Source organism: Sulfitobacter sp. AS92, assembly GCF_038900015.1.
Taxonomy (GTDB): domain Bacteria; phylum Pseudomonadota; class Alphaproteobacteria; order Rhodobacterales; family Rhodobacteraceae; genus Sulfitobacter.
In genome coordinates, this window is record NZ_JBBMQL010000007.1 from 114,897 (window position 1) to 141,621 (window position 26,725).

The window sequence follows — 26,725 nt, forward strand, 5'->3', positions numbered from 1 at the left end:
ACCGATTGTCGCCGCGCCCTTTGAGCGGTGCCGCAAGCCGTACGAATGCCTGTCTTGATGCGCGAGATACAGCACCCCGGCGTTCGTATCTTGGCCAGATATCCCCCGCTGAAGCCGTCTCTTCGGAAACGACCCATAACCTTTCCATGATATCCTTGTCGGAGGCCTGCGGATTGAATGTTCCCGTGCCTACCGGTTCAACTCGGCATCTTGCTCGAAGGCTTGGCGCGTCACTCCGATCCGCTCTTCGGGTCGCCAGATTACCACCTGGCACGGGCTAGCGCGATTACGGTACGATCGCCACTTCAACCAATCGGATAGTCGTGCTTCCGTTTAAATTATCAGTTGATCCGGTCCATGCAACATAAGCCCCCTCTGCCTTTCGGGCCATCCGGGGAAATCCGATAGATTCCCGACCTAAATTGATGTGTAACGTCTTTGGAGATGTGCATCCCGTCTTAGGTGAAACGCGGCACATGATGATCGCCTCCCCGCCCTGCGCGTATTCCATCCACAGTGCAAGTGCGGTTCCATCCAACAATTGCATGACGTCAACGCGCCCTCCGGGTGCGCCAAGATCAAGTGGCAGTGGTTCATCAAACTGGGCACCGCCATCACCGGAAAAGGCAATTTTAACGTTTGGGTCACCTTCGGCAGCGGTAAACCAGATAACGGCCACGTCCATTTCTAATGCATCAATTGCTGGACCATTGACCGGGCAACCGGCTAATTCCCACCCATCCGCATGGATATTCTCAGCCTTGCTCCAGACCTCTCCGTTCATCCTTACGACGGAGATATCACGGATTTCTTCTGCAGTTCGATCTCGGTAGACTGCAATGATATCGTCGGTATCGATGCGGACCGCAGATGTCTGGCAACAGGTACAAGCACGCTCATCAAGCAGGCTTTCGGGGCCCATTGTTCCATCAGGTGTTATGCGACGGGCACGGACCTGCATCGCGTTCTCAAAACTGTCGTCATCTGCCTGATCGTCATACGCCCGCCCATCAAGCCATAGCGCTGTCAGGCCACCGATTGCATCAGGAATAAGAGATACGAAACCATGCTCGCGCTGTGATCGGTCATCGTGAGGGAGGATTGGCGCGGTCCAGCTTCGCCCTTCATCAGACGAGAATGCAATATTGACGTCGTATTGATAGCTGCCTGGTCCATTAAGTTCGAGCCAATGCGCCGCCAAAGTGCCATCAGAGAGCGCCACCACAGAAGAGAAATCCGCCCAGTTCACGAACATCTTCTTTGATTGGTGAACTGTACGTGCAGGCGACCACTCCGAGTTTTCCAGCACCGCCATCCGCACCGCCGCATCGGCACCGTCAACTTCCGTCCAACTCATCACGATACGGTCATTCCCAAGAGCGGCCAGCGACGGTTCTCGGGCGTTCGGCCCTACTGGGGTGTCGATCGCGCGGATGCTGAATGGAGAGGCCTCTTCGGCATGGCCAAGACCGGCAACGCTGGCGCATATACCAAGCCCAATGAGCAGAAAGGCGCGCCAGACGCTGCGACCTAGATCAAGTTGCGCGCTGGTCTTGCGGTGATGCGCATGTTCATCTGTTGCTTGACGACGCTGCAAAGGTTGTCCTTTCGTCCAGATCAACCGTTCAGTTGATCCCGCTGGCGCGTTGCAATGCGCGCATGTATCCCCAATTGATAAATAACGTGCAGCGATTGGTCAATTTGGGCTTGTTCAAGTCTTTCTCTGCATCCGCGCTACCCGCCCACAACCGCCGATTGCTGAATGAATTTCCTGAAGTCGAAACTGGTGCAGTTGCAGCGAAATGGCGCTGTGTCCGCAACCCGGTCAAAGGCTCTTTTGAGGTTTCTGCGGATTACACGACTGGCCTCTGTGGATAGCGGCCGCAAACCTTGGCGAGCCTTGACGCCTGCTAAGGGTAACTTCGCAGAAAACGAAGATTGACGGCGTTCGGTCAGAACTCACGCGAGCGACAAGCGCCGCTCAGCCATTGTGACGAACCAGCTGCAACCTACGGGTATGACCTCGTCGTTGAACTCATAGTGCGGATTATGAAGGTCCGCGCTATCGCCGTTGCCAATGAAAAGATAAGCGCCGGGGCGCTCCAACAACATCTCTGAGAAATCCTCTCCGGCCATTATCGGATCCAGATCACGGTGCGCTACGCCCGCGATCACCTCGGCTACCTCGGCCGCCAAGTCTGCTTCCCGGGCGTGGTTGACCAGCGGGGGTGGCCCCGAAATGTGGGTGACTTCTGCGACCGCGCCATAACCAAGGGCTGTTGCGGTTGCCAGTGCGTCGATACGCGCACGCACCTGTTGCTGAACGTTCGGGTCGAACGTCCGAACTGTGCCGAGTAACTTTGCCGAGTCAGGGATCACATTGTAGGTGGCGGTTTCGGTGCGAAATCCGCAGACTGACACGACCACCCTGTCCATTGGGTCTATGTTCCGTGATACGATGGATTGCAGCGCGACAACGATCTGTGCGGCGACCAATGTCGTATCGACCCCCTTGTGGGGCATCGCGCCATGGCCCCCTGTGCCGCGCACGGTGATCTCGAACTTATCCGGCGAAGCCATCTGCGGCCCGGTGCGCACCGCGAACTCCCCGACCGCTATCCCCGGCATGTTGTGCATCCCATAGATTTCCTCAATGGCCCAGCGATCCATCAGGCCCGCCTCTATCATCGCACGTGCGCCGCCACCGCCCTCCTCGGCTGGCTGGAAGGCCACTACGATCCTCCCGTCAAAATTGCGCGTCTCAGCGAGGTATTTTGCCGCGCCCAGAAGCATCGATGTGTGTCCATCGTGGCCGCAGGCATGCATTTTTCCGGGAATGGTTGAGGCATGCGGCAGACCAGTCGCCTCTTGGATCGGCAGTGCATCCATATCCGCACGAAATCCGATGGTCTTGCCCGCGGTCCCGGACTTGCCGTTGATCACACCAACCACGCCAGTGCCGCCAAACCCGGTAAGTACCTCGTCGCAGCCAAATTCTTCCAGTTTTGCCGCAACAAACGCAGCAGTGCGATGCTCCTCAAAACGCAATTCGGGATGGGCATGGATATCGCGCCGCCACGCGGAAATTTCCGGCAGCATTTCGGCGAAGCGGTTTATGACAGGCATCAGGTCCCTCCAGACAGGTCTCCGCACAGCCTGCGTCGGGATTGCAGGACGGGCAAGAGACCAGCGTTAGAAATCACGTTCAGCCACGGCCTGAGATTAAACATTATGCGGCGTGTTGAGATACGTACCCCCCCCCGCATCAAATGGATGCTTGAAGGGCGACAAGATCGTCCGTCTAACATCCAGACGTCCGTAGATAAACATGCGCTTTTGCTGGTTGGCTCCATATCGTGCTTGGTCATCTTGGTCACTGCGACCTGTTCCATCGCCTTGCCGACACCGCTGAGATATTGCTGAGGCCCGCATCTACCGCTCGGTAGTAGAATGGACCGCTCAGGCAAAAATCCTGCAGCGTGTGACTTCTACAGATTTAGCATTCCAAAAGTTCAGATATAAAAATACCACTTCACATGTGATGTGATATTTTGCTACCAAAGCGACAGGGAACCCAACAGGAGAGAACAAATGACCACCGACAAGATCATCCCCGCCGCTTTGGCGCTGATGCTTTCGGCCACGGTCCTGTCTGCTCAGGACGCGATCCGAATTGCCTCGCCTAACAAGGTCACTGTGCTTGATCCGATCGTTTCGGCTGCCGGTGGCAATATCGAAGCTTATGGCCAGCTTTATGCGCGCCTGCTGCGTAAGGGCGCGGATGGCGCGCTTGAGCCGGGTCTGGCCGAAAGCTGGGAAGTCTCTGAAGACGGGCTGACATATACCTTCGAGATGCGCGATGCGAAATTTTCGGACGGCAGCCCCATCACCGCAGAGGACGCAGCCTTTAGCCTGACGCGGGTCGCCAAGGATGAGAAGTCTGCCTATCCAGCTGGTTTCGCGCCGATCAAGGAAGTTACCGCCGTTGACGAAGACACGCTGCAGATCACACTGGAACATGCCAGCGCGCCGATGTTGTCCAACCTCGAGATCTTTAACGCGGGCATCGTCAGTAAGGACGATGTCGAGGAACGTGGCGAAGAAGGGGCCTTTGCCTCTGATCCTGTCGCCTCTGGCCCCTATATGGTCAAAGAGTGGAAGCCGAACGACCGCATCACGCTGACCGCCAACCCGCATTATTGGCGCGAGGGGCTGCCTAAAATTAAGACCGTTGAGCTGATCGAGGTCAGCGACGACAATGCTCGCGCCACCATGGCAATGGCCGGAGAGATCGACGTGAACCGTTCCGTGCCTTGGGCGCAGGTGGAAGAGGTCAACAACTCCGACGGTGTGTCGGTCGCGCTGGAGCCGTCTACCGTGCTCTATCTGGTGTTGCCAAACCACGACAAGGCACCCTTCGACAATCTGAACGTCCGCAAGGCCGCCGCTATGGCGCTGGACCGGGCCGCGATCACCGATGCGGTAACACTGGGCAATGCGGAAGTGGCCAACAGCACCTTCTCCAACGCGCTGAACTTTCACGATGCCTCGCTGCAGCCCCCCGCATACGACCCCGCTGCGGCCCGCAAACTGCTTGAGGAGGAGGGTCTTGTCGGTGCCGAGATCACCATGATGATCACGCCTACTTTTGAACAGCTTGCCACCTTGCTGAAAGCGCAGTGGGATGCGGTTGGATTCAAAACCACAGTAGAGCGGGTCGATGCCGGCCTGTGGTGGTCGAACATGGCTAAGGGGGAGTATCAGGTCACGGTGAACTGGTATTACAACGAGACCGAAGACCCCGATTTGGCAGTCCGTTGGGCGCTTTGCGACACCTGTGGCAGCCAATCCTACTATACCAACTACCATAATGAAGAGCTGAACAAGCTGACCGATGAGGCGCTGCGCGAACGCGATGAGACCAAGCGCGCCGCGCTTTACAGCAAGATCCAGCAGATCTCGCTCGAGGAACTTGCGCAAATTCCGCTCTACTACGCGCCGTTCTCCATCGCCTATGCGGACCGTGTGAAGGGGCTGACCCTGACCCCGGCGCTGCAGTGGACGCTGGAAGACGCAGAACTGACCGCCAACTGAGCGGGGCCATTCCGGGCGGCTTGCATAACGCAGGCCGCCCGGACCAATCGCCTGCCCCTTGGCACCTCAAATTTTCGACTTAGGATAGCCTGTGAACACTCTGCGCTATATCGCCTTTCGACTGTTGCAGGCGATCCCCGTTCTGCTGGGCGTCAGCATCATCACCTTCACGCTGATGGCCGCCACCCCCGGCGATCCGGTGCGCTTGCTGGTGGGCGACCGTGCCAGCCCCGAGACCATCGCTCTGGTCCGCGACCGCTATGGGCTCGATGAACCAATCTTGATGCAATACTTCACCTATTTGAAGAATCTCGTCGTCGGCGATCTGGGCGCGTCCTTGCGCTACCGCGTGCCGGTGTCGCAACTCATCACGCAGCATTACCCGGTGACGCTATTTCTGGTCATCTATACCATCGTGCTGACCCTGCCGCCGGTGATCGTGCTGGCGGTCTGGTCGGCCAAGCGCCAAAACGGCCCGGCGGATCAGGTGATCCGCATGTTGGGTGTGCTTGGATTGGCGGTGCCGGTGTTCTGGCTGGCACTGCTTTTCGCGCGCTTCTTTGGCGTGACGCTGGGCTGGTTCCCCGTGAGCGGCTTTGGCGAGACGATCCCCGATCATTTCCGACATCTCTTCCTGCCCGCGCTGTCCACGGCGATCTGGGTGGTGCCGATCCTCGTGCGGACCCTGCGCGCGGCGCTGCTTGAGGAGATGAACCGCGATTATGTGGTGACTGGCCAATCCAAAGGCTTGGGGGATCGGCAGATTTTCCGCACCCATGTCTTCCCCAACTCCGTGCTGCCAACGCTGAACCTTTTTGCCGTGATCGTGGCCTATCTCTTGGGCGGCTCGGTCATTGTTGAGACGGTCTATGCCGTGCCGGGCATGGGCAAACTGATGGTCGATAGCATTCTGGCGCGGGACTACTTTGTGGTGCAGGGGGCAACGCTCGTTTTTGCCCTGACCACGATCCTAGTGATGCTGGCGGTTGATCTGCTGTCGGCGCTGATCGATCCGCGGGTGACACCATGAGACTCTCTCCGATGTTTGTAACTGGCGTGATGCTCGTGCTGATCTGGGGGCTGATTGCCGCCGCCGCCCCGCTGTTGGCGACCCATGACCCCTACGCCATCGACTTCGGCGCGCTCCTCAAACCGCCGGGAGAGGCGCATTGGTTCGGTACCGATAATGTCGGCCGCGACACCTACAGCCGGGTGGTTTATGGCGCGCGGTTAGCGCTCTATATCGGTCTGCTGGGCGTGATTGCGCCTTTGGTCATTGGCATGACAATCGGGCTGGTGGCGGGTTATTTCGGTGGTTGGGTCGATACTGTGGCGATGCGGGTGGTGGACATCACGGTGCCATTTCCGTTCTTCGTGCTGGTGCTGTCGATCGTGGCAGTGCTGGGCCCGGGTATTGAGAATTACTTTATCGCCTTGGCGCTGGTCGGCTGGGTGGGCTATGCGCGGCTGGCGCGGGCCGAGGCGCTGGTCCTGCGGCAATCTGAGTTCGTGCTGGCGGCGCGTACTATGGGGTTTTCCCACGGTTACATCCTGCTGCGCCATGTGCTGCCGAACGCGCTGTCGCCCGTCGTTGTCTACCTGATGACGGATGTGACGCTGGTGATCCTTTTTGGTGCGGCGCTTGGCTTTCTGGGCATGGGGGTGTCGCCGCCCGCTGCTGAATGGGGCATGATGATCGCTGAGGGGCAGACCTATATTTCTAGCGCTTGGTGGATCAGCTTTTTCCCCGGCCTAGCGATGGTGTTGATCGGCGTAGGCTTTGCGCTGATCGGCGACGGGCTGGCCCGGATGTTGAGGATTGAGCGATGAGCACTTTGCTGACAGTGCGCGACCTTTCGGTGCGCTTTGGCCAGACCACGGCGGTGGATGGCATCTCCTTTGACCTCGAGAAAGGCGCGTCGCTCGGCATCGTTGGCGAGAGCGGTTCGGGTAAATCTGTGACCTGCCGTGCGCTGATGCGGCTTCTGCCACCGGCGGCCAATATCAGCGGGACAGCTCAATATGATGGGCAAGACCTGCTAAAGATGCCGCTGCCCGCGTTGAACCAGATCCGGGGCAAGCGCATCGCGATGATATTTCAAAGCCCGGCCTCGCACCTTGATCCGCTGATGCAAATTGGCGATCAGGTGGCCGAGACCTTGCACAAGCATACCCAGATGCGCGGCCAAGCGGTGCGCGACGAGGTGTTGCGCCTGCTTGATTTGGTGCAAATCCCCGAGCCAGCCCGCTGGGCGCGGGCCTATCCGCATCAACTGTCTGGCGGCATGAAGCAGCGCGCGATGATTGCAGGCGCGCTGGCCTGCCAGCCGGATTTGCTGCTGGCGGATGAACCGACCACCGCGCTGGATGCCACGGTGCAGAAAAGCGTGCTCGACCTACTGGCCCAGCTCAGACGCGAGCAGAACCTGTCGATGATCTTTGTCAGTCACGACCTTGGGGCGGTGGCGCGGGTCTGTGATGATTTGCTGGTGATGCGGCGCTCGAAAATGGTGGAAAGCGGCCCGGTATCGCGGGTGATTGACACGCCGCAACATGATTATACGCGCAAGCTAATTGCCTCGCACCCCGATCGTCTGACCCTGCGCCCGGTCGCTGAAGCCAGCGCTGGCGCGCCGTTGATCGAAGGGAAAGGGCTACGCATCCGTTATGGCGGGCGCAGTCTGGCTGACCTGATCGCGCGGCGCGAGGGTGGGTTTGTTGCAGTTCAGAACGCCAACCTTTCGGTGCGGCCGGGGGAGACTTTGGGCATCGTTGGCGAGAGCGGCTCGGGCAAGAGCACGCTGGCGCGGTCGCTCGTGGGGCTGGTCAAACCGCAGCGCGGAACGGTGCATTTCGACGGAAAGTCTGTCGATCCCACGGGTCGGGACCGGGTGGCCTATCTGCGCGAGGTTCAGTTGATCTACCAACATCCCTATGAGGCGCTTAGCCCGCGGATGACGGTGGCACGCGCCATTGCCGAACCGCTACGCCGACACAAGCTCTGCCCGCCGGGCGAGGTGAAAGCAAAGGTCGCGGACCTGATGGAACAGGTCGGGATCCCCGACAAGCTGGCCGACCGCTATCCGCGGCAATTGTCAGGGGGCGAATGTCAGAGAGTTGCCATCGCCCGCGCGCTTGCCTTTGATCCGCGCGTATTGATCGCGGATGAGGTGACATCGGCACTGGATGTGACCCTGCAAGCCCAGGTCATGGACCTGCTGCTGAAGCTGCAAAAGGAAAGAGGGCTTTCGATGATTTTTATCAGCCATGACCTCGCCGTGATCCGGCGGCTGTGCAATTCGGTGATCGTGATGCGGCGCGGGCAGATCGTCGAAAGCGGGCCAACGGGGGCGGTTTTTGATAACCCAAAAGAGGCTTATACCCGGAAGTTGATCGAAGCTATTCCGCATTTGCACGTGGGGGCTGCATGAAGAAACTGAGCCATAGCCCCTCCGGCCCCGCCCGCGAGCGCGTCACGAATGCGCGCAACCTGTCCAAGGCGGAAAGCGAAGTGGCACTTTGGGTCGAGCGTAACTTCGACAATCTGCCGTTCGAAACCGCCGCCGATCTCGCCGTCGGTGCAGGCGTAAGCGAGATGACAGTGAGCCGTTTTGTGCGGCGCTTGGGCTACGAAAATTTCAAGGCCTTCAAGGCCGCGGTGAACGCCGAGTTCCGCAATAGCGACAGCGAAGAGGGCAGCCTACGTTCGCGCCGCATTGCCATTCCCGACGGCACCGGCTCAGAACTCGATGCCCAGTTGCAGTTGGAACTTGATGCCATCGTCGAAGTCTACCGCATGGCGGCCACCCCGCAGTGGGACGCGGCGCTCGACGTGGTGCAGAAGGCGCAGCACGTCAATATCACCGGCTTTCAGGGGGTGAAGGGCACGGCGATGGATTTCGCCACCCGGCTAAAATACGCTCGCCCCGGTGTGCGTTTTGCCGATGGGCGCAGCGGCAATTGGTCGGAGCTGTTCATTGAAGAGCCCCAGACGTCCTGTGTGATAATGGTCGAAGTGGTACCCTATGCGCATGAAGCAGTAAAAGTGGCCGAGCTTTGTCTGCGCCGTGATGTGCCGCTGATTATGGTCACAGATCAATACAGCGCTTGGCCCCGCAAATACACGCCGCATGTGCTCTCAGTCGCCACCTCGACCCGGACGTTTCTAGACAGCACCGCCGGGATCGCGGCGCTATTGGGCCTGTTTCTAAGTGGGATTACCGCCCGCGTGGGCGCACCAGCACAGGACCGTCTGCGCGAAATGCGCGAATTGGCGGCGCATTTTGATCCATTCTCTTATGAGCCGGGCAGCCAAATGCGCCCGATCTTGCCCAGTGACAGGAAGGATCAAAGCTGATGCCCCACCCTCCTCGCGCCCGCGATCTAGGCCTGCCGTTTAGCGGCACGTCCGGAACTTACAACGCAATCACTGATGTGCCCGGTGTCACCGTGGGCTTCTCCACTGTAATTGAAGAGGCGGTACCGGGGCGGCATCGCGGGCTCTGCACCGGGGTCAGCGCGATCCTCCCGCGCGGGGCCAGCGGAGAGATCACGCCGGTCTGGGCGGGGGTCCATTCGTTCAACGGCAACGGCGAATTGACCGGCGGCCATCACATCGCCGATCTAGGGTGGTTCATGGGGCCGGTGATGCTGACCAACAGCCACAGTGTCGGCATGGTCAGCCATGCCACGGTGGGCTGGATAATTGACCGCTATCCGCAGGTGTTTGAGCGCGATCACATGTGGTGTCTGCCCGTGGTGGGGGAGACCTATGACGGGGTGCTTAATGATATCAACGCACGGGGCGTAACCGAAGCTCACGCGCGGGCCGCGCTTGATCATGCCGCGCCCGGCCCTGTGGCCGAGGGCAACGTCGGCGGCGGGGCGGGGATGATCGCCTATGAGTTTAAGGGCGGGACTGGCACCGCCTCGCGCCGCATCACAGTGGCCGGGGCGGCGTATACGCTTGGTGTAATGGTGCAAGCCAATCACGGCACGCGCGCGGCCTTTGAGGTGGCAGGCGTGCCAGTGGGACGGGAGATGACCGAAGATTTGGTCTACCCGTCCGAGATGGGCTCGATCATCGTGGTAATTGCCACCGACGCGCCGTTGCTCCCGCATCAACTGAACCGGCTCGCCCGGCGCGGTGGCATCGGGATTGGACGCAACGGGACCGCGGGCGGGCATAACTCGGGCGATATCTTTCTCGCCTTCAGCACTGCCAATCCCCAAGAAAACCCTTGGCACACGCCGGATGTAATGACGTTGGCGGCGTTGAAGGACAGTCATCTTGATTACTTCTATACCGCCGCAGTGCAGGCGACTGAGGAAGCCGTGCTGAACGCGATGGTCGCCGCCGAGGACCGTGTGGCGGTGAAGCCTGCGGGCAAACTTGTGCGCGCTATCGACCATGAGAGGCTGCGCGCTGTCATGGTCGCCGCGCGGGGCATTTGAAAGGAACTTCCATGGAGATCATCGATTGCATCGGCAGTCCGCGAACCCGCGGCGAAGTCCACGGCGAGGCGTTGCGCAAACGGATCGCCTCGGCGCTGGAGAATTGGGAGGCTGCGACAATGGCGGGGCTGGGGCCGCGCGCGCCTGCGGATTTTGATGGCTACTGCGACGACTTCCTCTCCGGCACCGCCTTGCTGCAACGCGCTGAGGCGGTGACACCCGATTTGATGGCTGAGTTGCGCGGCATCGCGATCGGCGCTGGCCAAAGCTTTGCTCGGATGGCGGTCTATAACCTAATGGATGAGCAATGGTGGTATGACGCGGCACCGAAGGCACCGCCGCCGGGCTGCAGCCTCATCGCGCAGCGCGTGCCGGGTGGGCATGTGCTGGCTCAAAATATGGACCTCCCCGCGCATATGGAGGGCTCACAGGTGGCCCTGCGCCTTGGCGGGCCGGACATGCCGGAGACCGTGATGTTAAGCGCCGCCGGGATGATCGGGCTGACAGGTGTTAATTCCGCCGGGTTGGCGATTGGCGTGAACACCCTGCTGATGTTGGAACATGCCCCTGACGGCCTGCCGGTGGCCTTCGCCGTCCGACATGCTCTCGGCGCACGCAACAGGGCAACGGCACAAAGACGCTTGGCCGAGGTGGGCCACGCCAGCGGACAGCATTACGCGATCGCCACTCGGGAGGGGATCACATCGCTCGAATGTTCCGCAAGAACCTGTTCGGCGCTGCCCATACCGGACAACGGCAGGCTATTGCATACCAATCACCCCCTGATCAGTTCGGACATCGACACAACCGCACTGGCGCGCCTAGGTGCGACCGGCTTTACAAAAAGCTCGGCCAATCGCCTGAGTTGGTTGAAGACCCGGCAAGACGGGCTGTCAACCGCAGAGGAGGTTAGGACACTATTTGACGACGCGGACGCGCCGATCTGTATGCGTGCGAAAACCCATGGGGGGTCCAGTACCTTTGCCACCGTCCTTTACAGCATGACCGACAGCATCAATATCCGTATGCGTCAGGGCATAGCGGAAAGTGCGCCCTGGCAGGAGTTCAATTTTTTGGAAGGCGCGGGCGCATAACGGTCAGCCGCGTTTACGGCGCTCTGGGGAGGCGCTTCAATTATTCGAAGCGTCGAGGTTACCCGGGACGTGCTGGAAAACTTAGCCTTCCACTGGAAAAACTTAGGTATGCCTTACACCCTCAGTGCGTCCAAGCCCCACGTCGCCCGGTCGCAAAATTCTCACCATAGCCGCCGGCGCGGATGTTTGGCTTGCGCTTGTTCGGCAACTGCACCTGCGCATCGATGCCATGATCGCGGGCGTATTCTTCGGCGGCTTCACGGGTGTCGAACTCCAAGCGCACTTGGCTTTGCGTATCGTCCGACGAGGTCCAACCCATGAGAGGATCAACGCTGCGCGCTTCCGCTGGCGAAAACTCAAGCAGCCAGACACGGGTCTTGGCCGTGCCGGAGGACATCGCTGTACGGGCGGGTTGGAAGATACGTGCGCGCATTTCGGGACTCTCACTTCAGGAACCTCGCGCTTTATCTAATATTCCGCGCCAAGGGGCAAGGGAATGCAAGATAATGCAAATAAACTCTACCATGCTGCAGTGCAGAGACTACATGAGGATAACCCCATTGGAGCACTCCACATGAACCCCTTCGCCCTATTCGCCATGCAAAGCCAGCTTACCTCGCTGGCAGTTGAAACCCAGATCGTCATGTCATTGCGCATTCTGGCCATGGCCGGTGCGCTCCCCGCACGCCCCGGCGAGAATAACCGCATGGTCGCCGAAAAAGGCCCCGCCATGGCCAAGGCTTTCCACGCTGGTACGCAGGCGGCGATGTCGGGCAAAAGCCCTGACCAAATCATGAACGCCTCGCTCGCGCCCTTGGCCCGAAAAGTACGCCAGAACCGCAAACGGCTGATGAAGTAGAGGCAAAAGCGACCTTCGCGGCCCCCTGCCCCTTGAACCGAGCGTGAAAGAGGGCACCTATGGGGAGCCCGACGAAGGATACCTGCGATGCCCTATGCCCAGACCGATAAATCGGAAGGTATGCCGCTTTTGGCAAACCCCGCCCCCGATGTCCGCACCCGCCCCAAGCTGGAGGGCGGGCATAGCTTTAAATTGGTCACTGAGTTTGCCCCGGCAGGCGATCAGCCGACAGCGATCAAGGAACTGACCGAGGGCGTGAACTCGGGCGAACGCGATCAGGTGCTTTTGGGCGCGACCGGGACAGGTAAGACCTTTACCATGGCCAAGGTCATCGAAGAGACGCAGCGCCCGGCGATCATCCTTGCGCCGAACAAGACGCTCGCGGCCCAGCTTTACGGTGAGTTCAAAGGCTTCTTCCCCGACAACGCCGTGGAATATTTCGTCTCCTACTACGACTACTACCAGCCCGAGGCCTATGTGGCGCGGTCCGATACCTTTATCGAGAAGGAATCGCAGATCAACGAACAGATCGACCGGATGCGCCACTCCGCCACACGCGCGCTTTTGGAGCGTGACGACGTGATCATCGTGGCCTCGGTGTCGTGTATCTATGGTATCGGTAGCGTCGAGACCTACGGCGCGATGACCCAAGATCTGAAAGCCGGCGAGAGCTACGACCAGCGCAAAGTCATCGCCGATCTTGTCGCACAGCAGTACAAGCGCAACGATGCCGCCTTCCAGCGCGGCTCCTTCCGGGTACGCGGCGACAGTCTCGAAATCTTCCCCGCCCACCTTGATGACCGCGCGTGGCGGCTGTCCTTCTTTGGCGAAGAGTTGGAGAGCATCACCGAGTTCGACCCGCTCACGGGCGAAAAGACCGACACTTTCGACCAAATCCGCGTCTATGCGAACAGCCACTATGTGACGCCCAAGCCGACGATGTCTCAGGCGATCATCGGCATCAAGAAAGAGCTGCGCACGCGGCTTGATCAACTGGTTGCAGACGGCAAACTGCTGGAAGCGCAGCGGCTGGAACAGCGTACCAACTTCGATATCGAGATGTTGGAGGCCACCGGCGTCTGCAACGGGATCGAGAACTATTCGCGCTACCTCACGGGCCGCGCACCCGGTGAGCCGCCCCCCACCCTGTTCGAATTCATCCCGGACAACGCCATCGTTTTCGCGGATGAATCCCACGTTTCGGTCCCGCAGATCGGCGGCATGTACAAGGGCGACTATCGGCGCAAGTTCACGCTGGCCGAACACGGCTTCCGCCTGCCGTCCTGCATGGACAACCGCCCGCTGAAGTTCGAGGAATGGGACGCCATGCGCCCGCAATCGGTCTTTGTTTCGGCCACGCCCGCGGCGTGGGAAATCGAACAGACGGGGGGTGTGTTCACCGAACAGATCATTCGCCCGACCGGTCTGATCGACCCTCATATAGAAATTCGCCCCGTGGAAATGCAGGTCGACGACCTGCTTGATGAGGTGCGCAAAGTCGCCGCTGACGGCTACCGCACCCTTTGCACCGTGCTGACCAAGCGCATGGCCGAAGACCTCACCGAATACATGCACGAACAGGGCATCCGCGTGCGCTACATGCACTCGGACATTGACACGATCGAGCGGATCGAAATTCTGCGCGATCTCCGGCTGGGTGCATTCGACGTGCTGATCGGGATTAACCTCCTGCGCGAGGGGCTCGACATCCCCGAATGCGGGCTGGTCGCCATTCTGGATGCGGATAAAGAAGGCTTCCTGCGCTCGGAAACTTCGCTGATCCAGACCATTGGTCGTGCGGCGCGTAACGCCGATGGGCGCGTCATCATGTATGCCGACCGCATCACCGGCAGCATGGAACGGGCGATGGGCGAAACCGACCGCCGCCGCGTCAAGCAGATGGCCTATAACGAGGAACACGGTATCACGCCTGCAACGGTCAAGAAGAACGTCGATGACATTCTGGCCGGGCTTTATAAAGGCGATGTCGATATGAACCGCGTGACTGCCAAGGTCGATAATCCGCTGGCCGGGGGCAACCTTCAAACCGTGTTGGACGGACTTCGCACGGACATGCGCAAAGCGGCGGAAAACCTCGAGTTTGAGGAGGCCGCGAGGCTGCGAGATGAGGTTAAGCGGTTGGAAGCTGTTGACTTGGCGGTGGCCGATGACCCGATGGCCCGGCAGCAGGCTGTGGATCGGGCGGTCGATGCGGCGCAGAAAGCGTCGGGGCGCAGCACCTCTGGTCGTGGCGGGATGCGCGGCGGCAATGTGAAGCGCCGCAAGCGCTGAATGAGAAAGGGCCGCCCCTTAGGGGGTGGCCCTTGCATTCGGTATAGGGAACTAACCCAAACTATCGTCGCAGCGCGGCGACAAGGGCCAGTACCAGCCCCGCACCAATGGCGGCCACAACCAGCAGCAAAAGCAACCCTCCGGCGGCTACAACCGTAACACCAAGCGCGGCGAGGATAAACGGCAGGGCCACAGCGCCGACCACCCCCAGAATGAGGTAGAGCAGCTTGTTTCGGCCTGCTACGGCCCCGGCAATTGCCCCGGCAACAAGCCCGACCACCACAAGCGCAATCAGCGCCACTGCTCCAAGCGTATCGAGAAAGGCTTCCATCAAACGGGTCTCCTAGATTAATCAGATGAATGGCACAAACGGCACGTCACAACCCGCAAGGGTAAGCAGCAGGCCAAAAGCGATCAAACGGTACATCGGAAGTTTCCTTTCCAGTCACGGCCCAATCGCCGCGCCTTCTAAGAGACCCGATCCGCGCCGCAAAAACAATGGGCTGCGCAGGATATCGCCCGTCAAAAAGGGGAGGCGCTGCCGCCTCCCCTCGCGAATTCTTAGAATATCCGTCACAGCCAGTAGTAAGGCACCCCGTAGTGGTCAAAGGTACGCTCTTGCCACGCGCGGTCGCTGTCCCAGCGGTCGGTCCGCTCCGGTGCACCTTTCACCGTGGCTTCATCAATGTTTGTCATGAAACCATCGCGGGCCGGATCATAGTCGAGCGCGTTCCACGGCACGGGGTAGTGTTCCTCACCTATGCCTAAAAAACCTCCGAAACCCATAACGGCATAGGCAACTTTGCCGGATTTCTTGTCGATCATCAGGTGGTCGATATGGCCGATTTCGGTCCCATCCGCGCTGAAAACGGCAGTGCCGTTCACATTGTCAGAAGAAACCAGCGATGCGGGTGTTGTTTGGTCTGTCATGGCCTGTTCCTCTTGTAAGTGCTGTGACGGTAGAACCCGAAGCAAGGGTTGCCGGTTCCCGTATGACGGGCAGGATGGCAAGTTCTGGCTTATCCATATCGCGACACAGCCACGGGGAACCAAACGGATCGTCGTGGGGTTGAGCATCCAATAGGAAATGCACGCACCTTAAAGGAGACACACAATGGAATATGGACTTTTCGGGCTTATCGTCCTCATCGCCGACATCTATGCCATCTATCAGGTTTTCACCTCCAGCGCCTCTGGCGCGGCCAAGATTGCTTGGATTTTGGGCATTATCATCCTGCCGGTCTTGGGCTTCATCGTCTGGCTGATCGCGGGCCCGCGTGGCAACAAAGCTCACGTATAAACAGACTGACCTAGACGAAGACAAAAACCCGGTGCCCTTGGTGCCGGGTTTTTATTTACCATCCTTCCGACGAAACGATTTGTTAACCCAAATTAACCAAGATCGCGGCAGGAGCCTGCCATGCGATCTGCATTTTTTCTTACCCTACTAGCCTGCCAGCTCTGCGCAACAACTGGCCAAGCCGGGCCGTGGCTACGTGACAAAGGGACCAGCTTCGTCTCCTCGTCCTTCTCTGCCACCTACTTTTACGACCTCACTCAAAGCACGTACATTGAGTATGGCCTGCGCGAGAAGCTCACCTTAGGAGTTGACCTCAACACAGCGCAAAGCCGGTTTGGCCTGCAAAGCGGCAGCGCAACCGCGTTTCTGCGTTTCCCGTTGGGAGACCCAACCGATTGGGGCCGCTGGGCCTATGATCTTGGTGCCGGGGCAAGCTGGACAGATGCGTTCATCTCCCCCCATGTCAGGGCCGGGCTGTCATGGGGCCGTGGCTTTACCCTTGGCGCGCGGAACGGGTGGCTGACCGTCGATGCCGCTGCGCGATGGGAGTTTGGATTGTCGCAGGAGGTTATCAAGCTTGATGCCACTGCCGGATTCGACTTTACCGAAGCTGCCACCGGCATGGCGCAGATTTTCATCACCTACACCGAGGGCGAAACCTACGCTAATTTTGCGCCCTCCATCGTTCTCTCGCCCCGCTTCAGTAAATACCGTGTGCAGCTCGGCAGCGAAGTTCCCTTCGACGCGCCTGAAAACACTGCCCTTACCCTCAGCCTTTGGCGGGAGTTCTAATGCAAACAGCCCCACCGGATCATCGGCGGGGCCGTTCATTGCCACATCAATGAGTGGAGGGACTACCGGCTGTCCATCCGCACCATGACCGAGACTTTCCCCTTCACCGGCGTGGGCCAAACCAAATGGATCTGATCCCGAGCAGCCCCTTCAGCATGTGTCACGTAAGGCATGTCAAACTGCGCCACATTGTTGCTGTTGCGGATCGCGCCGTGGGCCACCACGGCATCGGTATTCAGCGCCTGCCCCTCAAACGGTAGGTGCCCGGAAGTATCAATGACCCAAGTCTCTGAAGGCGTGGACTGATTGAACTCAATCTCGGCCATATTTTCCACTTGCGTCGTAACAGCGTGAAAAGAATTGCCTTTCATCACCACGTTCTTGCAGCGCGACATATCGAGGTCAGCAAAAGTCGTGTCCACCCGCTCTGCCCGGTCGATACTGCCGTTCAAACTGCGGAAACGGTTGCTGGTAATGCTTACCCCGCTCAGGAAATGCCCCGCCCCATGCGGCTTCACCACGATATAACTGAACCATGGCGCAACCTCTCCTGATAGGAAGATATTGTCGCTAATGCTGAGCGCGCTGAACGAATAGCCCGAGGTGAAAGCCGGTGTCGGGTCTTGCTCATTCGTCCATTCGATAAAGCAATTGTCGACGTAATTGCCCGTCACCACCGCGCTGGTATGGGCCGAGGCGAGGATCAGACCCGCCGAACGCACGCCGTTGTCGACCTCATCCCCTTGGAAGAAGTGATTGCCCGTCACGATGCTATTGCCGCCCGCCAGCAGCGCGAAATGGCGGAACTTCGTCGCACGGCAATCGCGCAGCTTCACGTCGTTGGCGTTGGTGTTCAGCGCGATACTGCTGCGGTTCGGCACGGTCAGCGCATCTTCAGCCGACAGGAACTGACAGCGGTCAATCAACATGCCCTGACAGCCCCCACCGATTGAGGTAATGCCTCGGTCCTTGGGGCGGCTGACAAAACAATCGCGTAGGTGAAAGATCAGCCCCGCAGGCGCAAGATTGATCGCGCTGCACCGGTCGTTGCACTGAAATTCGACGTCCGCCATTACGAATTTTGACAGCGAGGCGAAACCGCTGAAGTCCACCATGTACTGAAACTTACGGAAGGTAAAATTCTGCGTCCCCGCCGCGTCATATAGCGGTGCATTCAGGGTAATCTCTTGCGTGGCCACGTTCTTGGAGCGCACATAAATCTCGCGCCCCACCCCAGTGCCTTCAACCAGCGCGCCCACGGGCACATTGGCGATATTGGTCACATTGGTCAGCTTGCGACTATCCGAGGTGGCATAGCTCGCCTGTGAAGTCACCACCACCGTGTCCCAGCTACTGCTCGATGCCGCTTCAAGCTGGCCATTGCGGATCACCCGGCGCGTGGCATAGCTGGATTTATCCGGCACCGCCGCCTGCATATCCAGTGGTTCGGTCACATTCACCTTGCGCCCACCCATATCAAGCGAGTCGTGGTCCGCGTTGTTCAGCAGCGCCTGAAAGGCCTTAAGGAAAGCAGTCTCTTCATTTTCAAACGCCTCAATATAGCTGGGCAGGTCGAAATTACGGCGCAGCAGCAGGACCGCCGCCACAGGCATGGTCACATGGCCCTCAAACTTAACCGGCGTGTCAAAAGTGACATCACCGTTCAACAGGTAGTTCCCCGCAGGCACCAGTACCGTGCGCCCATCGGCGGCAGTATTTGCAGCCTCGAACGCGGCGGTGTCGTCGGTCACGCCATTGCCCACCGCGCCAAAGTCGCGCACATCAACCTGCGCCAACATGTCCCGCAGGAACACCGCCGTGACATCTTCGACCTCAATATCGTCAATCCGCACCATGCCGCCCGTCGGCCCAGTCAGATCAAGCCCCAGATGCCCGTAAGCCGCCCCCGCGCCCCAAACCATATCGACCCCGCCGCGGGCGCCACTGCCGATGATCGCGCTGACCTCGACCACGTCGCCATAAGCGGTAAGGGTTGTGGCTGGACCGAACTCAGTCACGCCGCCTACCCTGCCCCCGCCTGATTGCGCCGGATACCCCGCGATGCGCACCGTTGGTAGATTGCCGCTGATGGCCTTCACTCGCGCCGTAACGCGCAGGTAACACCCCGGCAACAGCGTGGTCTGCCCCATATAGCGCAGCTGCTGCGTGGACTGTGTCTTGAGCAACTCCAGCGCCCCGCCGAAATCTTGATCCGCCGGGACAAAGGCCGCATTGGCCGCGTTTTCGTAGGTATCGGACCCCGGCGTGCCATCGCCGCTAGACCAGACATCCAGCCCCGCCGCAAAGGGCGTCGGCATAAGCACCAAACCGTCGGTAATCGCCTTGTTCATCGCATTTCCTTTCCCCGGCCCGCACCTCTCACCAAGGCGCGCCGCTCAACTGCTCTGGCTCGGAGATGCCGAACCGCGAGGTCAGGGAAATATCAACGATGTGTTAATCGCGACTGTGATCACCGCGCGTATGGGCTGCAACAGACGTCACACATTCGCCCCCGGCGCATCGAGGATTTGCACCGCGCCAATGCGCCAGCCGTCCTCGGTCTGCTCCATCAGATACCCCAGCAGATGCGTGAAGCCCTTGGGATCAACGACCTGCACCACTTGGAAAAACCGCGTGCCATCCGCGCGGCGATCCAGAAACCGCACCTCGGCGGGGTTCTGCACCATTGGGTAGCCATTGCTGACCATGCTGCGAAAATTTTCGGGGGTCTGGAAAAAGCGCTGCAAGTTCGGCGTGGCGAACTCCAAAGCAGCGGCGAAATCATCCGCGCGAAAGGCGTCAAACTGGCTGTTGATCGTCTCTTCGATCTCAGCCTGCTGCGCCGCTGCGCCAAAACTCAGGAGGGCCGAAAGCACCAGCCCTCCGAAAAATGTAAGTACCGCGTTGCGCATCACCTTTCCCCCTTACCCTTGCTGAATGATCTAAGTCACGCAGGGCAAGAGGCAAAAGTTTCACGCGGCGGTCAGCTTGCCCGCAAGCGCATCATCAATCAGCGCCACGGTCTCATCCACGCCGTAAAGCGCGATGAACCCGCCGAAACGCGGCCCTTGGCTGGCACCCAGCAGCACTTCGTAAAGCGCAGTAAACCAGTCGCGCAGCGGATCGAAACGCTCTTTGCCGACCGCAAAAACCATGCTTTGCAAGGCTTCGGCATCCAAGCCTCCATCCCAAACCTTCAACCGATCGCGCAGGTCTTCCAGTGCTTCACGCTCCAACTCAGTCGGCGCGCGGAACACCTTTTGCGGTTTCACGAAGTCATTGAAATAATGCACCGCATGGCCTGCGGCTTGATCCATCCCGGGGTTGGTCTCTGGCGTGGCCTCAGGGGCATAGCGCTGGATAAAGCCCCAAAGCTGCGATTTATCTTCGGCGCTCGACACGCTCGCGAGGTTCAGCAGCATCGAGAACGGCACAACCATATCCGATTTGGGCACATCGCCACCGTGAATATGCCAAACCGGGTTGTTCAGTCGCCCCTTAGCGTCCTGCGTCTCATAGGCCCGCAACTGCTGGTGGTACTCATCAACCGCCTTGGGGATCACGTCAAAATGCATGCGCTTGGCCGTCTTGGGCTTAAGGAACATGAAATACGACAGGCTCTCGGTGCTGGCATAGGTCAACCACTGATCGATCGAGATACCGTTGCCGCTGGATTTCGAAATCTTCTGCCCGTTTTCGTCGAGGAACAGTTCATAGCTGAAATGCTCGGGCTTCTTGCCGCCAAGAATCTCACAAATACGATCATAGATCGCCGTGTTCGTCGCGTGCTCCTTGCCGTACATCTCGAAATCGACATCCAACGCGGCCCAACGCGCGCCAAAGTCAGGCTTCCACTGTAGCTTTACATTGCCGCCAGTCACCGGGAGCGTCATCTCTGTGCCGTCTTTATCGTCAAAGGTGATCGTGCCGTCTTTGGCGTTGACCTCCTTCATCGGCACATACATCACGCGACCGGTTTCAGGGTGGATCGGCAGGAAGATCGAATAGGTCTGCGCCCGCTCTTCGCGCAGAGACTTCAGCATCACCGCCATGATCTCATCATACTTTTCGCAGGCGCGCAGCAGCACCTCGTCGAACTGGCCCGAGCGGTAGAACTCGCGGGCCGAGTAGAATTCATACTCAAAGCCAAAGGTATCAAGGAAGCGGCGCAGCATGGCGTTGTTGTGGTGACCAAAGCTTTCATGCGTGCCGAACGGGTCCGGCACCGAAGTCAGCGGGCGGTGCATATGCTCAGCCAGCATCTCCTGCTGCGGCACATTGCCCGGCACTTTGCGCATGCCATCAAGATCGTCCGAGAAACAGACCAGCTTAGTGGGAATGTCACTGATCTCCTCAAAGGCGCGCTTGATCATCGTGGTGCGCAGCACCTCGCCAAAGGTGCCAATATGCGGCAATCCAGAGGGGCCATAGCCCGTCTCAAACAGCACATAGCCCTTCTCTGGCGGTTTCTTGGCATAACGTTTGAGCACCCGGCGCGCTTCTTCAAAGGGCCATGCTTTGCTGCTAAGTGCCGCGTCTCGGGTCTCGGACATGTCGGATCATCCATCTTTTGGCGCCCCTGCGCCCAATGCGCACGGGGTCGTCCGTTCCTATTGCTTCGGACCCTGAGGGTCAATATTCTGCGCCGCAACATACCTGTTCAAAGGATTTCCCGATGCCCGACACATCTTCTCTCTCGCTCAGCGCCCAAGACAGCCTTGTCGCGCTTATGATCGCGGTCTCGGCCTCGGACGAAGACATTCGCACCGCCGAACTGGTGAAAATCGAATCCGCGCTGAACCTGCTTCCAGTATTTTCAGGCTACGACAACGACCGCGTCGCGACGATCAGCAAAACGGTCTTCGACCTGTTCGAACAAGAAGACGGGCTTGATGCCCTCTTTGGCCTGATCCGCGAAGCCCTGCCCGAGCGTTTGAATGAAACGGCCTACGCGCTGGCCTGTGACGTGGCCGCCGCCGATGGCACGCTCGACGAAGCCGAACTGCGCCTGCTCGAAGAAATCCGCTATGAGCTTAACATCGACCGGCTCCACGCCGCCGCGATCGAGCGCGGCGCGCGGGCGCGGCATCTGACCTAAACCGGCTTTAGGATTCTTCCATAACAGCTTCCGCTTCCGGCTGGGCTTCGGGCGTGGTGTCAGCCTCAGGCGCTGCCGCAGCTTCTGGCTCTGGTTCGACCGCCGCATTATAAAGCAGCCCCCAACGCTCCAGCAGGCCACGCTGCACACGTTTGGCCCGCCCATTCCACGTCCGGGCACCCGGCGGACGCTCACGCTCCGCACGGGGGATCTTGGCCCGCTGGTCCATATTTGCAGTCAAAATCGCAAAGGCCAGCACACGGTTTTCAGGCGTGGTGAGGAATCCCGCCAGCGCAGAAACAAAGTTCAGCGTCCCGGTTTTTGCGTCAATCTTTATCGGACCGTTGGTCTGAGGTCGGCCACGGTCATCACGCAGATACACAGGCTTTAAGATTGGCCGCAGCCCCGTGCCGTGGATGCGCGCCAGCCCCCCGGCCATGTCATGAACGGTCATCTTGCTGTCATCGCCAAGGCCAGAGTGGTCAACCATCGCCGGGTTTTCCATGCCCAGTTCTTCGACTGCCCATTTGTTCATTTCGGCCGCCGACGCGCGTAGACTTGCCACCGTCCCTAGCCGCTTAGAGCTGGCCGCCATACCGACCATCTCTGCCGTAAGGTTCGTAGAATATTCCAGCATATCTTTCAGGATCGGCTGCAGTTTCGCGCTGCGATGGGTAACGAGGGTCTCGCCCTCGGGCAGCGCTTCGGCCAACTCTGCATCGCCCAGTTTAATGCCGTGGCTGCGGGCAATCGTCGCGAAAAGGTCGCCCGCGTAAACGCCGGGCCGCCGGATTGGCAACCAACGCGCGCCACCGGTGCCCAAGGCACCCTTGGCCACGGTCCATACATCACGGTCCGATTGGTTTTCATACGTGTAGACTGGCCCGCTGCGGTCCACCACTTCCATCGTGGCGGCGCGCACCGCTGGCGCATACCGCCCCGCGCGGCCCTCCATTGTCACGTCATAGCCGTTACCGTCGCGCTTCCATTCGAAATGCACCCGGTTGTAGTTCAGCGCGATCCCCGAAACGCCGGGGTTATATCCCACATGATCTGGCTGTTCAGGATCAATCGCAAAGGTCGAAGGCAAAGACCCTTCATAGACTTTGAATTTGCCCTTCACCCCAATGATGCCCGCCGCTTTGAGGTCTTCGGCCATCTGGCCTAGATCATCACTGTCGAGCGTCGGATCGCCCCCACCGACAAGGATCAGATCGCCCTGCACTTCTCCATTGACCACGCCGCCGGTCGCCAGCAGCCGCGTTTTAAACACATGATCCGGCCCAAGTTGATCCAACGCATAAAGCGCGGTGATCGCCTTGATACTGCTCGCAGGGGGAATGCCATCGGTGGCGTTGGACGCCTCCAGCCAGATGCCGCTTTCGACATCGATCACGGCAAAGGCGACCGTGCCGGTGATCCCGCTATCCGCGATGATCTCGGACACATTCGGAATGGCCTGTTTATATAAATCGGCATCGCGCCCAATCGGGCGCAACGAAGTTGTCGGTGCCTCGGCCCAAGCGGAGACCGCTGCCATCGCAGCAGCAGCCGTTCCAAGGAATATGCGTCGTGTAAATCTCTGGCTCATAGGGCTGATATAAACCGCATGCGGCGTTCGGCCACAACCTGTCTGACGCCCTCCCCCCTTTCGCAGTTGCACAAAACCGCCGACCTGCTAACCCGTCGTCATGCAACGCGCTATTCCCATCATGTTTATTGCCATGTCACTGATCCCCGCCGGGGACAGCGCGGGCAAGATTTTGACCACCGGAATGGGCGTGGCACCAGTCTTCGTTGCGTGGTCGCGATTTGCCATCGGCGCGCTGATGGTCCTGCCGTTCCTGCCGCGCGGAACATGGGCATTGATGCGCGACTGGCGGCTTTGGCTGCGCGCGGCCACGCTGGCGTCGGGGATCACCTGCATTCAAACCGCGCTCCAGACAGAAGCCATCGCTAACGTCTTTGCCGCCTTCTTTATCGGGCCGATGATCAGCTACCTGTTGGCCGCGCTTTTCCTACGAGAGCGGATCACCCTGCTGCGCAGCGCGCTGATCCTGCTGGGGTTCTGCGGCGTGTTGCTGGTCGTGCGTCCTGGCATGGGCGGTGGCACAGGCGGGCCGGGTCTGCTCTTTGCTGTAGCGGCGGGTCTCTTCTATGGGGTTTTTCTTACCATGTCCCGCTGGCTGTCGGATTTGGCTGCCCCCTTGGCGCTGACCTTCACCCAACTGGCGATGAGCGCGGTGATGCTGCTGCCCTTGGGCCTAATGAACCTGCCAGACGCAACTCTGGCCGTGGCCGGGCTTGCCACCGCCAGCGCGCTGTTTTCCATGCTGGGCAATCTGCTGCTACTCTACGCCTATCGCCGTGCGCCCGCCACACGACTGGCGCCGCTGGTCTACTTCCAACTGATCGCGGCGGTGCTGCTGGGGCTCTTCCTCTTCAGCACCCTGCCCGATGCGCTGACATGGGCGGGGCTTGCGGTGATCATCGCCGCTGGCATCACCTCAGCCCGGCTACGCTGAGCGCCAGCCCCCCGCCGCTCGAAGCGCGGTTGACGACACATCGACCATCGGCACATTAACAAAACACCACGCAGGCGCTGTGGCATGGGACAGTAGTTGACTGTTCCGCCCCGCAATCCGGTAGGGCGCATACAGCGCCGCCGCCCGGCTCATCCGGGCCGAGATACGCTGCCCGGGCCGCGCGAGCACCCCCACCGGCACCGTCTCCATGATCTGCCGCCAGTCTTGCCACAGATGAAACTGCGCAAGGTTATCGGCCCCCATCAGCCAGACAAACCGCACACCAGGATAATGCCGCCGCAGGGCCGCAAGCGTCTCTGCCGTATAGCGCGTGCCAAGCTGCGCCTCGATGTCGGTGATCTCAACCCGCGGGTGATCCATCACCGCCCGCGCCCGCGCTTTGCGCTGCGCCATCGGGGCTGGTCCGTGCTCTTTAAGCGGGTTGCCGGGGCTCAGCAGCCACCAGACGCGATCCAGCCCGAACCGTTTCAACGCCTCGCGGGTGATATGCGCATGCCCCTCATGCGCCGGGTCAAACGACCCGCCCAGCAGGCCGATAACCTGCCCACTTGTGGCGAATGGCATGGTATTACGCAAAAAAATGGCCCCCGATCCGAAATCAGGGGCCAAAGGAGGGGCATTGCAGCCCTTTGTCAATGCAAGGCGCTTACTTGTGCTTCACGATCTCGCCCGAACGCAGCCGTGCAACATAGCTGTTCAGCTCGCGTTTCACGATCGGCATCAAGAAGTAGAGCGCGATGATGTTCACAATCGCCATCGAGAACAGCATCGCATCGCTGAAGTCGATCACCGGACCAAGGCTTGCTGCCGCACCAATCACGATGAAGACGCAGAAGATGATCTTAAAGATCAACTCCTTCACCGCCCCTTCGCCGAACAGGTAGGTCCAAGCCTTCAGGCCGTAGTAGGACCAGCTGATCATCGTCGAGAAGGCAAAGAGCACCACTGCGATCATCAGCAAGATCGGGAACCAAGAGAAAGCCCGCGCGTAGGCCGCCGAGGTCAGTGCCACGCCGCTCACACCACCTTCGGTCGCGATCCGGCCCGCTTCGGCGTTCCAGATATACAGACCGGTTTCTGGATCTTGGTTCAACACACCGCTGATGACGATCACAAGCGCGGTCATCGTGCAGATCACCACCGTATCGATGAACGGCTCCAGAAGTGCGACATAGCCTTCGGTCACCGGCTCTTTTGTCCGCACCGCAGAGTGGGCAATCGCAGCCGAACCGATGCCCGCCTCGTTGGAGAATGCCGCCCGGCGGAAGCCTTGGATCAACGCCCCGGTAAAGCCGCCAACGACACCCAGACCGGTGAAGGCCCCCATGAAGATCTGCCCAAAGGCCCAGCCGATCATATCCCAGTTAATGATCAGGATCAGCAGCGACACGAGCACATAGAAAACACCCATGAACGGCACGACCTTTTCAGTCACCCGCGCAATGGATTTCAGGCCACCCGCGATCACCGCAAAGGTAACACCCGCAAGAACGACGCCTGTGATCCAGCCCGGATAATCCCCCAGCACGCCCGCAAGCTGCGCATGCGCTTGGTTGGCTTGGAACATGTTGCCGCCGCCAAGTGCGCCCAGAATGGTGAAGATCGAAAACAGCACCGCCATGAACCCGCCCAGCGGCAGTCCGCGTTCGGCAAAGCCCTTAACGATGTAATACATCGGCCCGCCTGAGACGTGGCCGTCGGGGAACTCATTGCGGTATTTCACGCCCAGCGTACATTCGGTGAACTTGGTCGCCATGCCGAACAGACCTGCGACCACCATCCAGAATGTCGCACCCGGCCCGCCGATGCTGACGGCCACGGCCACGCCCGCGATGTTGCCCAGACCCACGGTGCCCGACAGCGCCGTCGCCAGCGCCTGAAAGTGGCTCACTTCGCCCGCATCGTCCGGGTCAGAATAATCGCCTCGCACCAGTTGGATCGAATGCCAAAACCCTTTGACCTGAATGGCACCGAAATAGACGGTAAAGACCACCGCCCCCACGACCAGCCACAGCGCGATCCATGAGAAATCCGTGCCGGGCAGCGGCGCGAAAATGAAGGAAACATACCAACCGGTGTAATCGGCAAAAATCTGGTTGATACGCTGGTCGACGCCGACAGCCTCTTGCGCAGCGGCAAGACCCGGCAGCAATGACGCAAAAATGGCCATCGCAAAGGTAAATAACTTATTCATGG

Annotated in this window: 24 protein-coding genes; 13 read left to right on the plus strand and 11 right to left on the minus strand. The window is 59.6% G+C overall.

Annotated elements, in window-relative coordinates; translation table 11 throughout:
* Positions 1-286 precede the first annotated feature (286 nt).
* Positions 287-1,357: a sialidase family protein gene (locus tag WNY61_RS13450; RefSeq protein WP_342851933.1), complete on the minus strand. Its 1,071-nt coding sequence runs from the start codon at positions 1,355-1,357 to the stop codon at positions 287-289.
* Positions 1,358-1,959: 602 nt separating this feature from the next.
* On the minus strand, positions 1,960-3,126 hold the full coding sequence (locus tag WNY61_RS13455; RefSeq protein ID WP_342851934.1) for a M20 aminoacylase family protein: 1,167 nt from the start codon (positions 3,124-3,126) through the stop codon (positions 1,960-1,962).
* Between the two features lie 465 nt (positions 3,127-3,591).
* Between WNY61_RS13455 and WNY61_RS13460 the strand changes: the two genes are divergently transcribed.
* The 7 genes from WNY61_RS13460 (at position 3,592) to WNY61_RS13490 (ending at position 11,642) form a co-directional block, all read left to right on the plus strand.
* Positions 3,592-5,094 carry an ABC transporter substrate-binding protein gene (locus WNY61_RS13460; protein WP_342851935.1) on the plus strand — a complete coding sequence of 501 codons (1,503 nt, stop codon included), beginning with the start codon at positions 3,592-3,594 and terminating at the stop codon, positions 5,092-5,094.
* 91 nt (positions 5,095-5,185) lie between these two features.
* Positions 5,186-6,124, plus strand: a complete 939-nt coding sequence (locus tag WNY61_RS13465) for an ABC transporter permease (RefSeq protein WP_342851936.1) — start codon at positions 5,186-5,188, stop codon at positions 6,122-6,124.
* Positions 6,121-6,924: an ABC transporter permease gene (locus WNY61_RS13470; RefSeq protein WP_342851937.1), complete on the plus strand. Its 804-nt coding sequence runs from the start codon at positions 6,121-6,123 to the stop codon at positions 6,922-6,924. Before WNY61_RS13465 ends, WNY61_RS13470 begins: the two co-directional genes overlap by 4 nt.
* Positions 6,921-8,525 (plus strand): ABC transporter ATP-binding protein, encoded by a 1,605-nt coding sequence (locus WNY61_RS13475; protein ID WP_342851938.1) that lies wholly within the window; start codon positions 6,921-6,923, stop codon positions 8,523-8,525. The genes WNY61_RS13470 and WNY61_RS13475 overlap by 4 nt, the downstream gene beginning before the upstream one ends.
* Positions 8,522-9,451 (plus strand): MurR/RpiR family transcriptional regulator, encoded by a 930-nt coding sequence (locus WNY61_RS13480; RefSeq protein WP_342851939.1) that lies wholly within the window; start codon positions 8,522-8,524, stop codon positions 9,449-9,451. The genes WNY61_RS13475 and WNY61_RS13480 overlap by 4 nt, the downstream gene beginning before the upstream one ends.
* Positions 9,451-10,548, plus strand: coding sequence for a P1 family peptidase (locus tag WNY61_RS13485; protein WP_342851940.1), 1,098 nt, complete (start codon positions 9,451-9,453; stop codon positions 10,546-10,548). The genes WNY61_RS13480 and WNY61_RS13485 overlap by 1 nt, the downstream gene beginning before the upstream one ends.
* A gap of 11 nt (positions 10,549-10,559) precedes the next feature.
* Positions 10,560-11,642 (plus strand): C45 family peptidase, encoded by a 1,083-nt coding sequence (locus WNY61_RS13490; RefSeq protein ID WP_342851941.1) that lies wholly within the window; start codon positions 10,560-10,562, stop codon positions 11,640-11,642.
* Positions 11,643-11,763: 121 nt separating this feature from the next.
* Here WNY61_RS13490 and WNY61_RS13495 read toward each other — a convergent pair whose 3' ends face one another.
* The gene (locus tag WNY61_RS13495) at positions 11,764-12,075 is read right to left on the minus strand and encodes an ETC complex I subunit (protein ID WP_342851942.1); all 312 of its coding nucleotides are present in this window, start codon (positions 12,073-12,075) and stop codon (positions 11,764-11,766) included.
* 141 nt (positions 12,076-12,216) lie between these two features.
* Between WNY61_RS13495 and WNY61_RS13500 the strand changes: the two genes are divergently transcribed.
* Both WNY61_RS13500 and uvrB read left to right on the plus strand, forming a co-directional pair.
* Positions 12,217-12,501, plus strand: coding sequence for an antifreeze protein (locus WNY61_RS13500; RefSeq protein WP_342851943.1), 285 nt, complete (start codon positions 12,217-12,219; stop codon positions 12,499-12,501).
* An 87-nt stretch (positions 12,502-12,588) separates the two neighbouring features.
* Positions 12,589-14,793, plus strand: coding sequence for an excinuclease ABC subunit UvrB (gene uvrB / locus WNY61_RS13505; protein ID WP_342851944.1), 2,205 nt, complete (start codon positions 12,589-12,591; stop codon positions 14,791-14,793).
* A 61-nt stretch (positions 14,794-14,854) separates the two neighbouring features.
* On the opposite strand, the gene WNY61_RS13510 is transcribed toward uvrB, so the two are convergent.
* Both WNY61_RS13510 and WNY61_RS13515 read right to left on the minus strand, forming a co-directional pair.
* Complete coding sequence (locus tag WNY61_RS13510) at positions 14,855-15,124, minus strand: hypothetical protein (RefSeq protein WP_007117934.1); 270 nt, start codon at positions 15,122-15,124, stop codon at positions 14,855-14,857.
* 242 nt (positions 15,125-15,366) lie between these two features.
* Positions 15,367-15,723, minus strand: a complete 357-nt coding sequence (locus tag WNY61_RS13515) for a PRC-barrel domain-containing protein (protein ID WP_342851945.1) — start codon at positions 15,721-15,723, stop codon at positions 15,367-15,369.
* A gap of 184 nt (positions 15,724-15,907) precedes the next feature.
* Between WNY61_RS13515 and WNY61_RS13520 the strand changes: the two genes are divergently transcribed.
* Both WNY61_RS13520 and WNY61_RS13525 read left to right on the plus strand, forming a co-directional pair.
* Positions 15,908-16,093 carry a PLDc N-terminal domain-containing protein gene (locus tag WNY61_RS13520; protein WP_342851946.1) on the plus strand — a complete coding sequence of 62 codons (186 nt, stop codon included), beginning with the start codon at positions 15,908-15,910 and terminating at the stop codon, positions 16,091-16,093.
* Between the two features lie 120 nt (positions 16,094-16,213).
* The gene (locus tag WNY61_RS13525) at positions 16,214-16,885 is read left to right on the plus strand and encodes a hypothetical protein (protein WP_342851947.1); all 672 of its coding nucleotides are present in this window, start codon (positions 16,214-16,216) and stop codon (positions 16,883-16,885) included.
* A gap of 62 nt (positions 16,886-16,947) precedes the next feature.
* Here the strand turns inward: WNY61_RS13525 and WNY61_RS13530 are convergent, their stop codons facing one another.
* The 3 genes from WNY61_RS13530 to WNY61_RS13540 form a co-directional block, all read right to left on the minus strand.
* Positions 16,948-19,236, minus strand: a complete 2,289-nt coding sequence (locus WNY61_RS13530; RefSeq protein WP_342851948.1) for a glycosyl hydrolase family 28-related protein — start codon at positions 19,234-19,236, stop codon at positions 16,948-16,950.
* Positions 19,237-19,383: 147 nt separating this feature from the next.
* A complete protein-coding gene (locus WNY61_RS13535; RefSeq protein ID WP_342851949.1) occupies positions 19,384-19,797 on the minus strand; it encodes a DUF4864 domain-containing protein in 414 nt (137 codons plus the stop codon).
* Positions 19,798-19,857: 60 nt separating this feature from the next.
* Complete coding sequence (locus tag WNY61_RS13540) at positions 19,858-21,438, minus strand: lysine--tRNA ligase (RefSeq protein ID WP_342851950.1); 1,581 nt, start codon at positions 21,436-21,438, stop codon at positions 19,858-19,860.
* 122 nt (positions 21,439-21,560) lie between these two features.
* Between WNY61_RS13540 and WNY61_RS13545 the strand changes: the two genes are divergently transcribed.
* Positions 21,561-21,983 (plus strand): tellurite resistance TerB family protein, encoded by a 423-nt coding sequence (locus tag WNY61_RS13545; protein ID WP_342851951.1) that lies wholly within the window; start codon positions 21,561-21,563, stop codon positions 21,981-21,983.
* A 7-nt stretch (positions 21,984-21,990) separates the two neighbouring features.
* Here the strand turns inward: WNY61_RS13545 and dacB are convergent, their stop codons facing one another.
* Positions 21,991-23,523, minus strand: a complete 1,533-nt coding sequence (gene dacB / locus WNY61_RS13550; RefSeq protein ID WP_342851952.1) for a D-alanyl-D-alanine carboxypeptidase/D-alanyl-D-alanine-endopeptidase — start codon at positions 23,521-23,523, stop codon at positions 21,991-21,993.
* Positions 23,524-23,674: 151 nt separating this feature from the next.
* Here dacB and WNY61_RS13555 point away from each other — a divergent pair, with 151 nt between their 5' ends.
* Complete coding sequence (locus WNY61_RS13555) at positions 23,675-24,508, plus strand: DMT family transporter (RefSeq protein WP_342851953.1); 834 nt, start codon at positions 23,675-23,677, stop codon at positions 24,506-24,508.
* Here WNY61_RS13555 and WNY61_RS13560 read toward each other — a convergent pair.
* Together WNY61_RS13560 and WNY61_RS13565 are read right to left on the minus strand one after the other, a co-directional pair.
* A complete protein-coding gene (locus WNY61_RS13560) occupies positions 24,500-25,093 on the minus strand; it encodes a nicotinate-nucleotide adenylyltransferase (protein ID WP_342851954.1) in 594 nt (197 codons plus the stop codon). The genes WNY61_RS13555 and WNY61_RS13560 overlap by 9 nt on opposite strands.
* A gap of 82 nt (positions 25,094-25,175) precedes the next feature.
* Positions 25,176-26,723 (minus strand): alanine/glycine:cation symporter family protein, encoded by a 1,548-nt coding sequence (locus tag WNY61_RS13565; protein WP_342851955.1) that lies wholly within the window; start codon positions 26,721-26,723, stop codon positions 25,176-25,178.
* Positions 26,724-26,725 lie beyond the last annotated feature (2 nt).

Coding starts and splice junctions, on each gene's coding strand:
- WNY61_RS13450 (WP_342851933.1), bottom strand. CDS start 1,357: ATGAGTTGGACGGAAGTTGACGGTGCCGATGCGGCGGTGCGGATGGCG.
- WNY61_RS13455 (WP_342851934.1), bottom strand. CDS start 3,126: ATGCCTGTCATAAACCGCTTCGCCGAAATGCTGCCGGAAATTTCCGCG.
- WNY61_RS13460 (WP_342851935.1), top strand. CDS start 3,592: ATGACCACCGACAAGATCATCCCCGCCGCTTTGGCGCTGATGCTTTCG.
- WNY61_RS13470 (WP_342851937.1), top strand. CDS start 6,121: ATGAGACTCTCTCCGATGTTTGTAACTGGCGTGATGCTCGTGCTGATC.
- WNY61_RS13475 (WP_342851938.1), top strand. CDS start 6,921: ATGAGCACTTTGCTGACAGTGCGCGACCTTTCGGTGCGCTTTGGCCAG.
- WNY61_RS13480 (WP_342851939.1), top strand. CDS start 8,522: ATGAAGAAACTGAGCCATAGCCCCTCCGGCCCCGCCCGCGAGCGCGTC.
- WNY61_RS13485 (WP_342851940.1), top strand. CDS start 9,451: ATGCCCCACCCTCCTCGCGCCCGCGATCTAGGCCTGCCGTTTAGCGGC.
- WNY61_RS13490 (WP_342851941.1), top strand. CDS start 10,560: ATGGAGATCATCGATTGCATCGGCAGTCCGCGAACCCGCGGCGAAGTC.
- WNY61_RS13495 (WP_342851942.1), bottom strand. CDS start 12,075: ATGCGCGCACGTATCTTCCAACCCGCCCGTACAGCGATGTCCTCCGGC.
- WNY61_RS13500 (WP_342851943.1), top strand. CDS start 12,217: ATGAACCCCTTCGCCCTATTCGCCATGCAAAGCCAGCTTACCTCGCTG.
- uvrB (WP_342851944.1), top strand. CDS start 12,589: ATGCCCTATGCCCAGACCGATAAATCGGAAGGTATGCCGCTTTTGGCA.
- WNY61_RS13510 (WP_007117934.1), bottom strand. CDS start 15,124: ATGGAAGCCTTTCTCGATACGCTTGGAGCAGTGGCGCTGATTGCGCTT.
- WNY61_RS13515 (WP_342851945.1), bottom strand. CDS start 15,723: ATGACAGACCAAACAACACCCGCATCGCTGGTTTCTTCTGACAATGTG.
- WNY61_RS13520 (WP_342851946.1), top strand. CDS start 15,908: ATGGAATATGGACTTTTCGGGCTTATCGTCCTCATCGCCGACATCTAT.
- WNY61_RS13525 (WP_342851947.1), top strand. CDS start 16,214: ATGCGATCTGCATTTTTTCTTACCCTACTAGCCTGCCAGCTCTGCGCA.
- WNY61_RS13530 (WP_342851948.1), bottom strand. CDS start 19,236: ATGAACAAGGCGATTACCGACGGTTTGGTGCTTATGCCGACGCCCTTT.
- WNY61_RS13535 (WP_342851949.1), bottom strand. CDS start 19,797: ATGCGCAACGCGGTACTTACATTTTTCGGAGGGCTGGTGCTTTCGGCC.
- WNY61_RS13540 (WP_342851950.1), bottom strand. CDS start 21,438: ATGTCCGAGACCCGAGACGCGGCACTTAGCAGCAAAGCATGGCCCTTT.
- WNY61_RS13545 (WP_342851951.1), top strand. CDS start 21,561: ATGCCCGACACATCTTCTCTCTCGCTCAGCGCCCAAGACAGCCTTGTC.
- dacB (WP_342851952.1), bottom strand. CDS start 23,523: ATGGCAGCGGTCTCCGCTTGGGCCGAGGCACCGACAACTTCGTTGCGC.
- WNY61_RS13555 (WP_342851953.1), top strand. CDS start 23,675: ATGCAACGCGCTATTCCCATCATGTTTATTGCCATGTCACTGATCCCC.
- WNY61_RS13560 (WP_342851954.1), bottom strand. CDS start 25,093: ATGCCATTCGCCACAAGTGGGCAGGTTATCGGCCTGCTGGGCGGGTCG.
- WNY61_RS13565 (WP_342851955.1), bottom strand. CDS start 26,723: ATGAATAAGTTATTTACCTTTGCGATGGCCATTTTTGCGTCATTGCTG.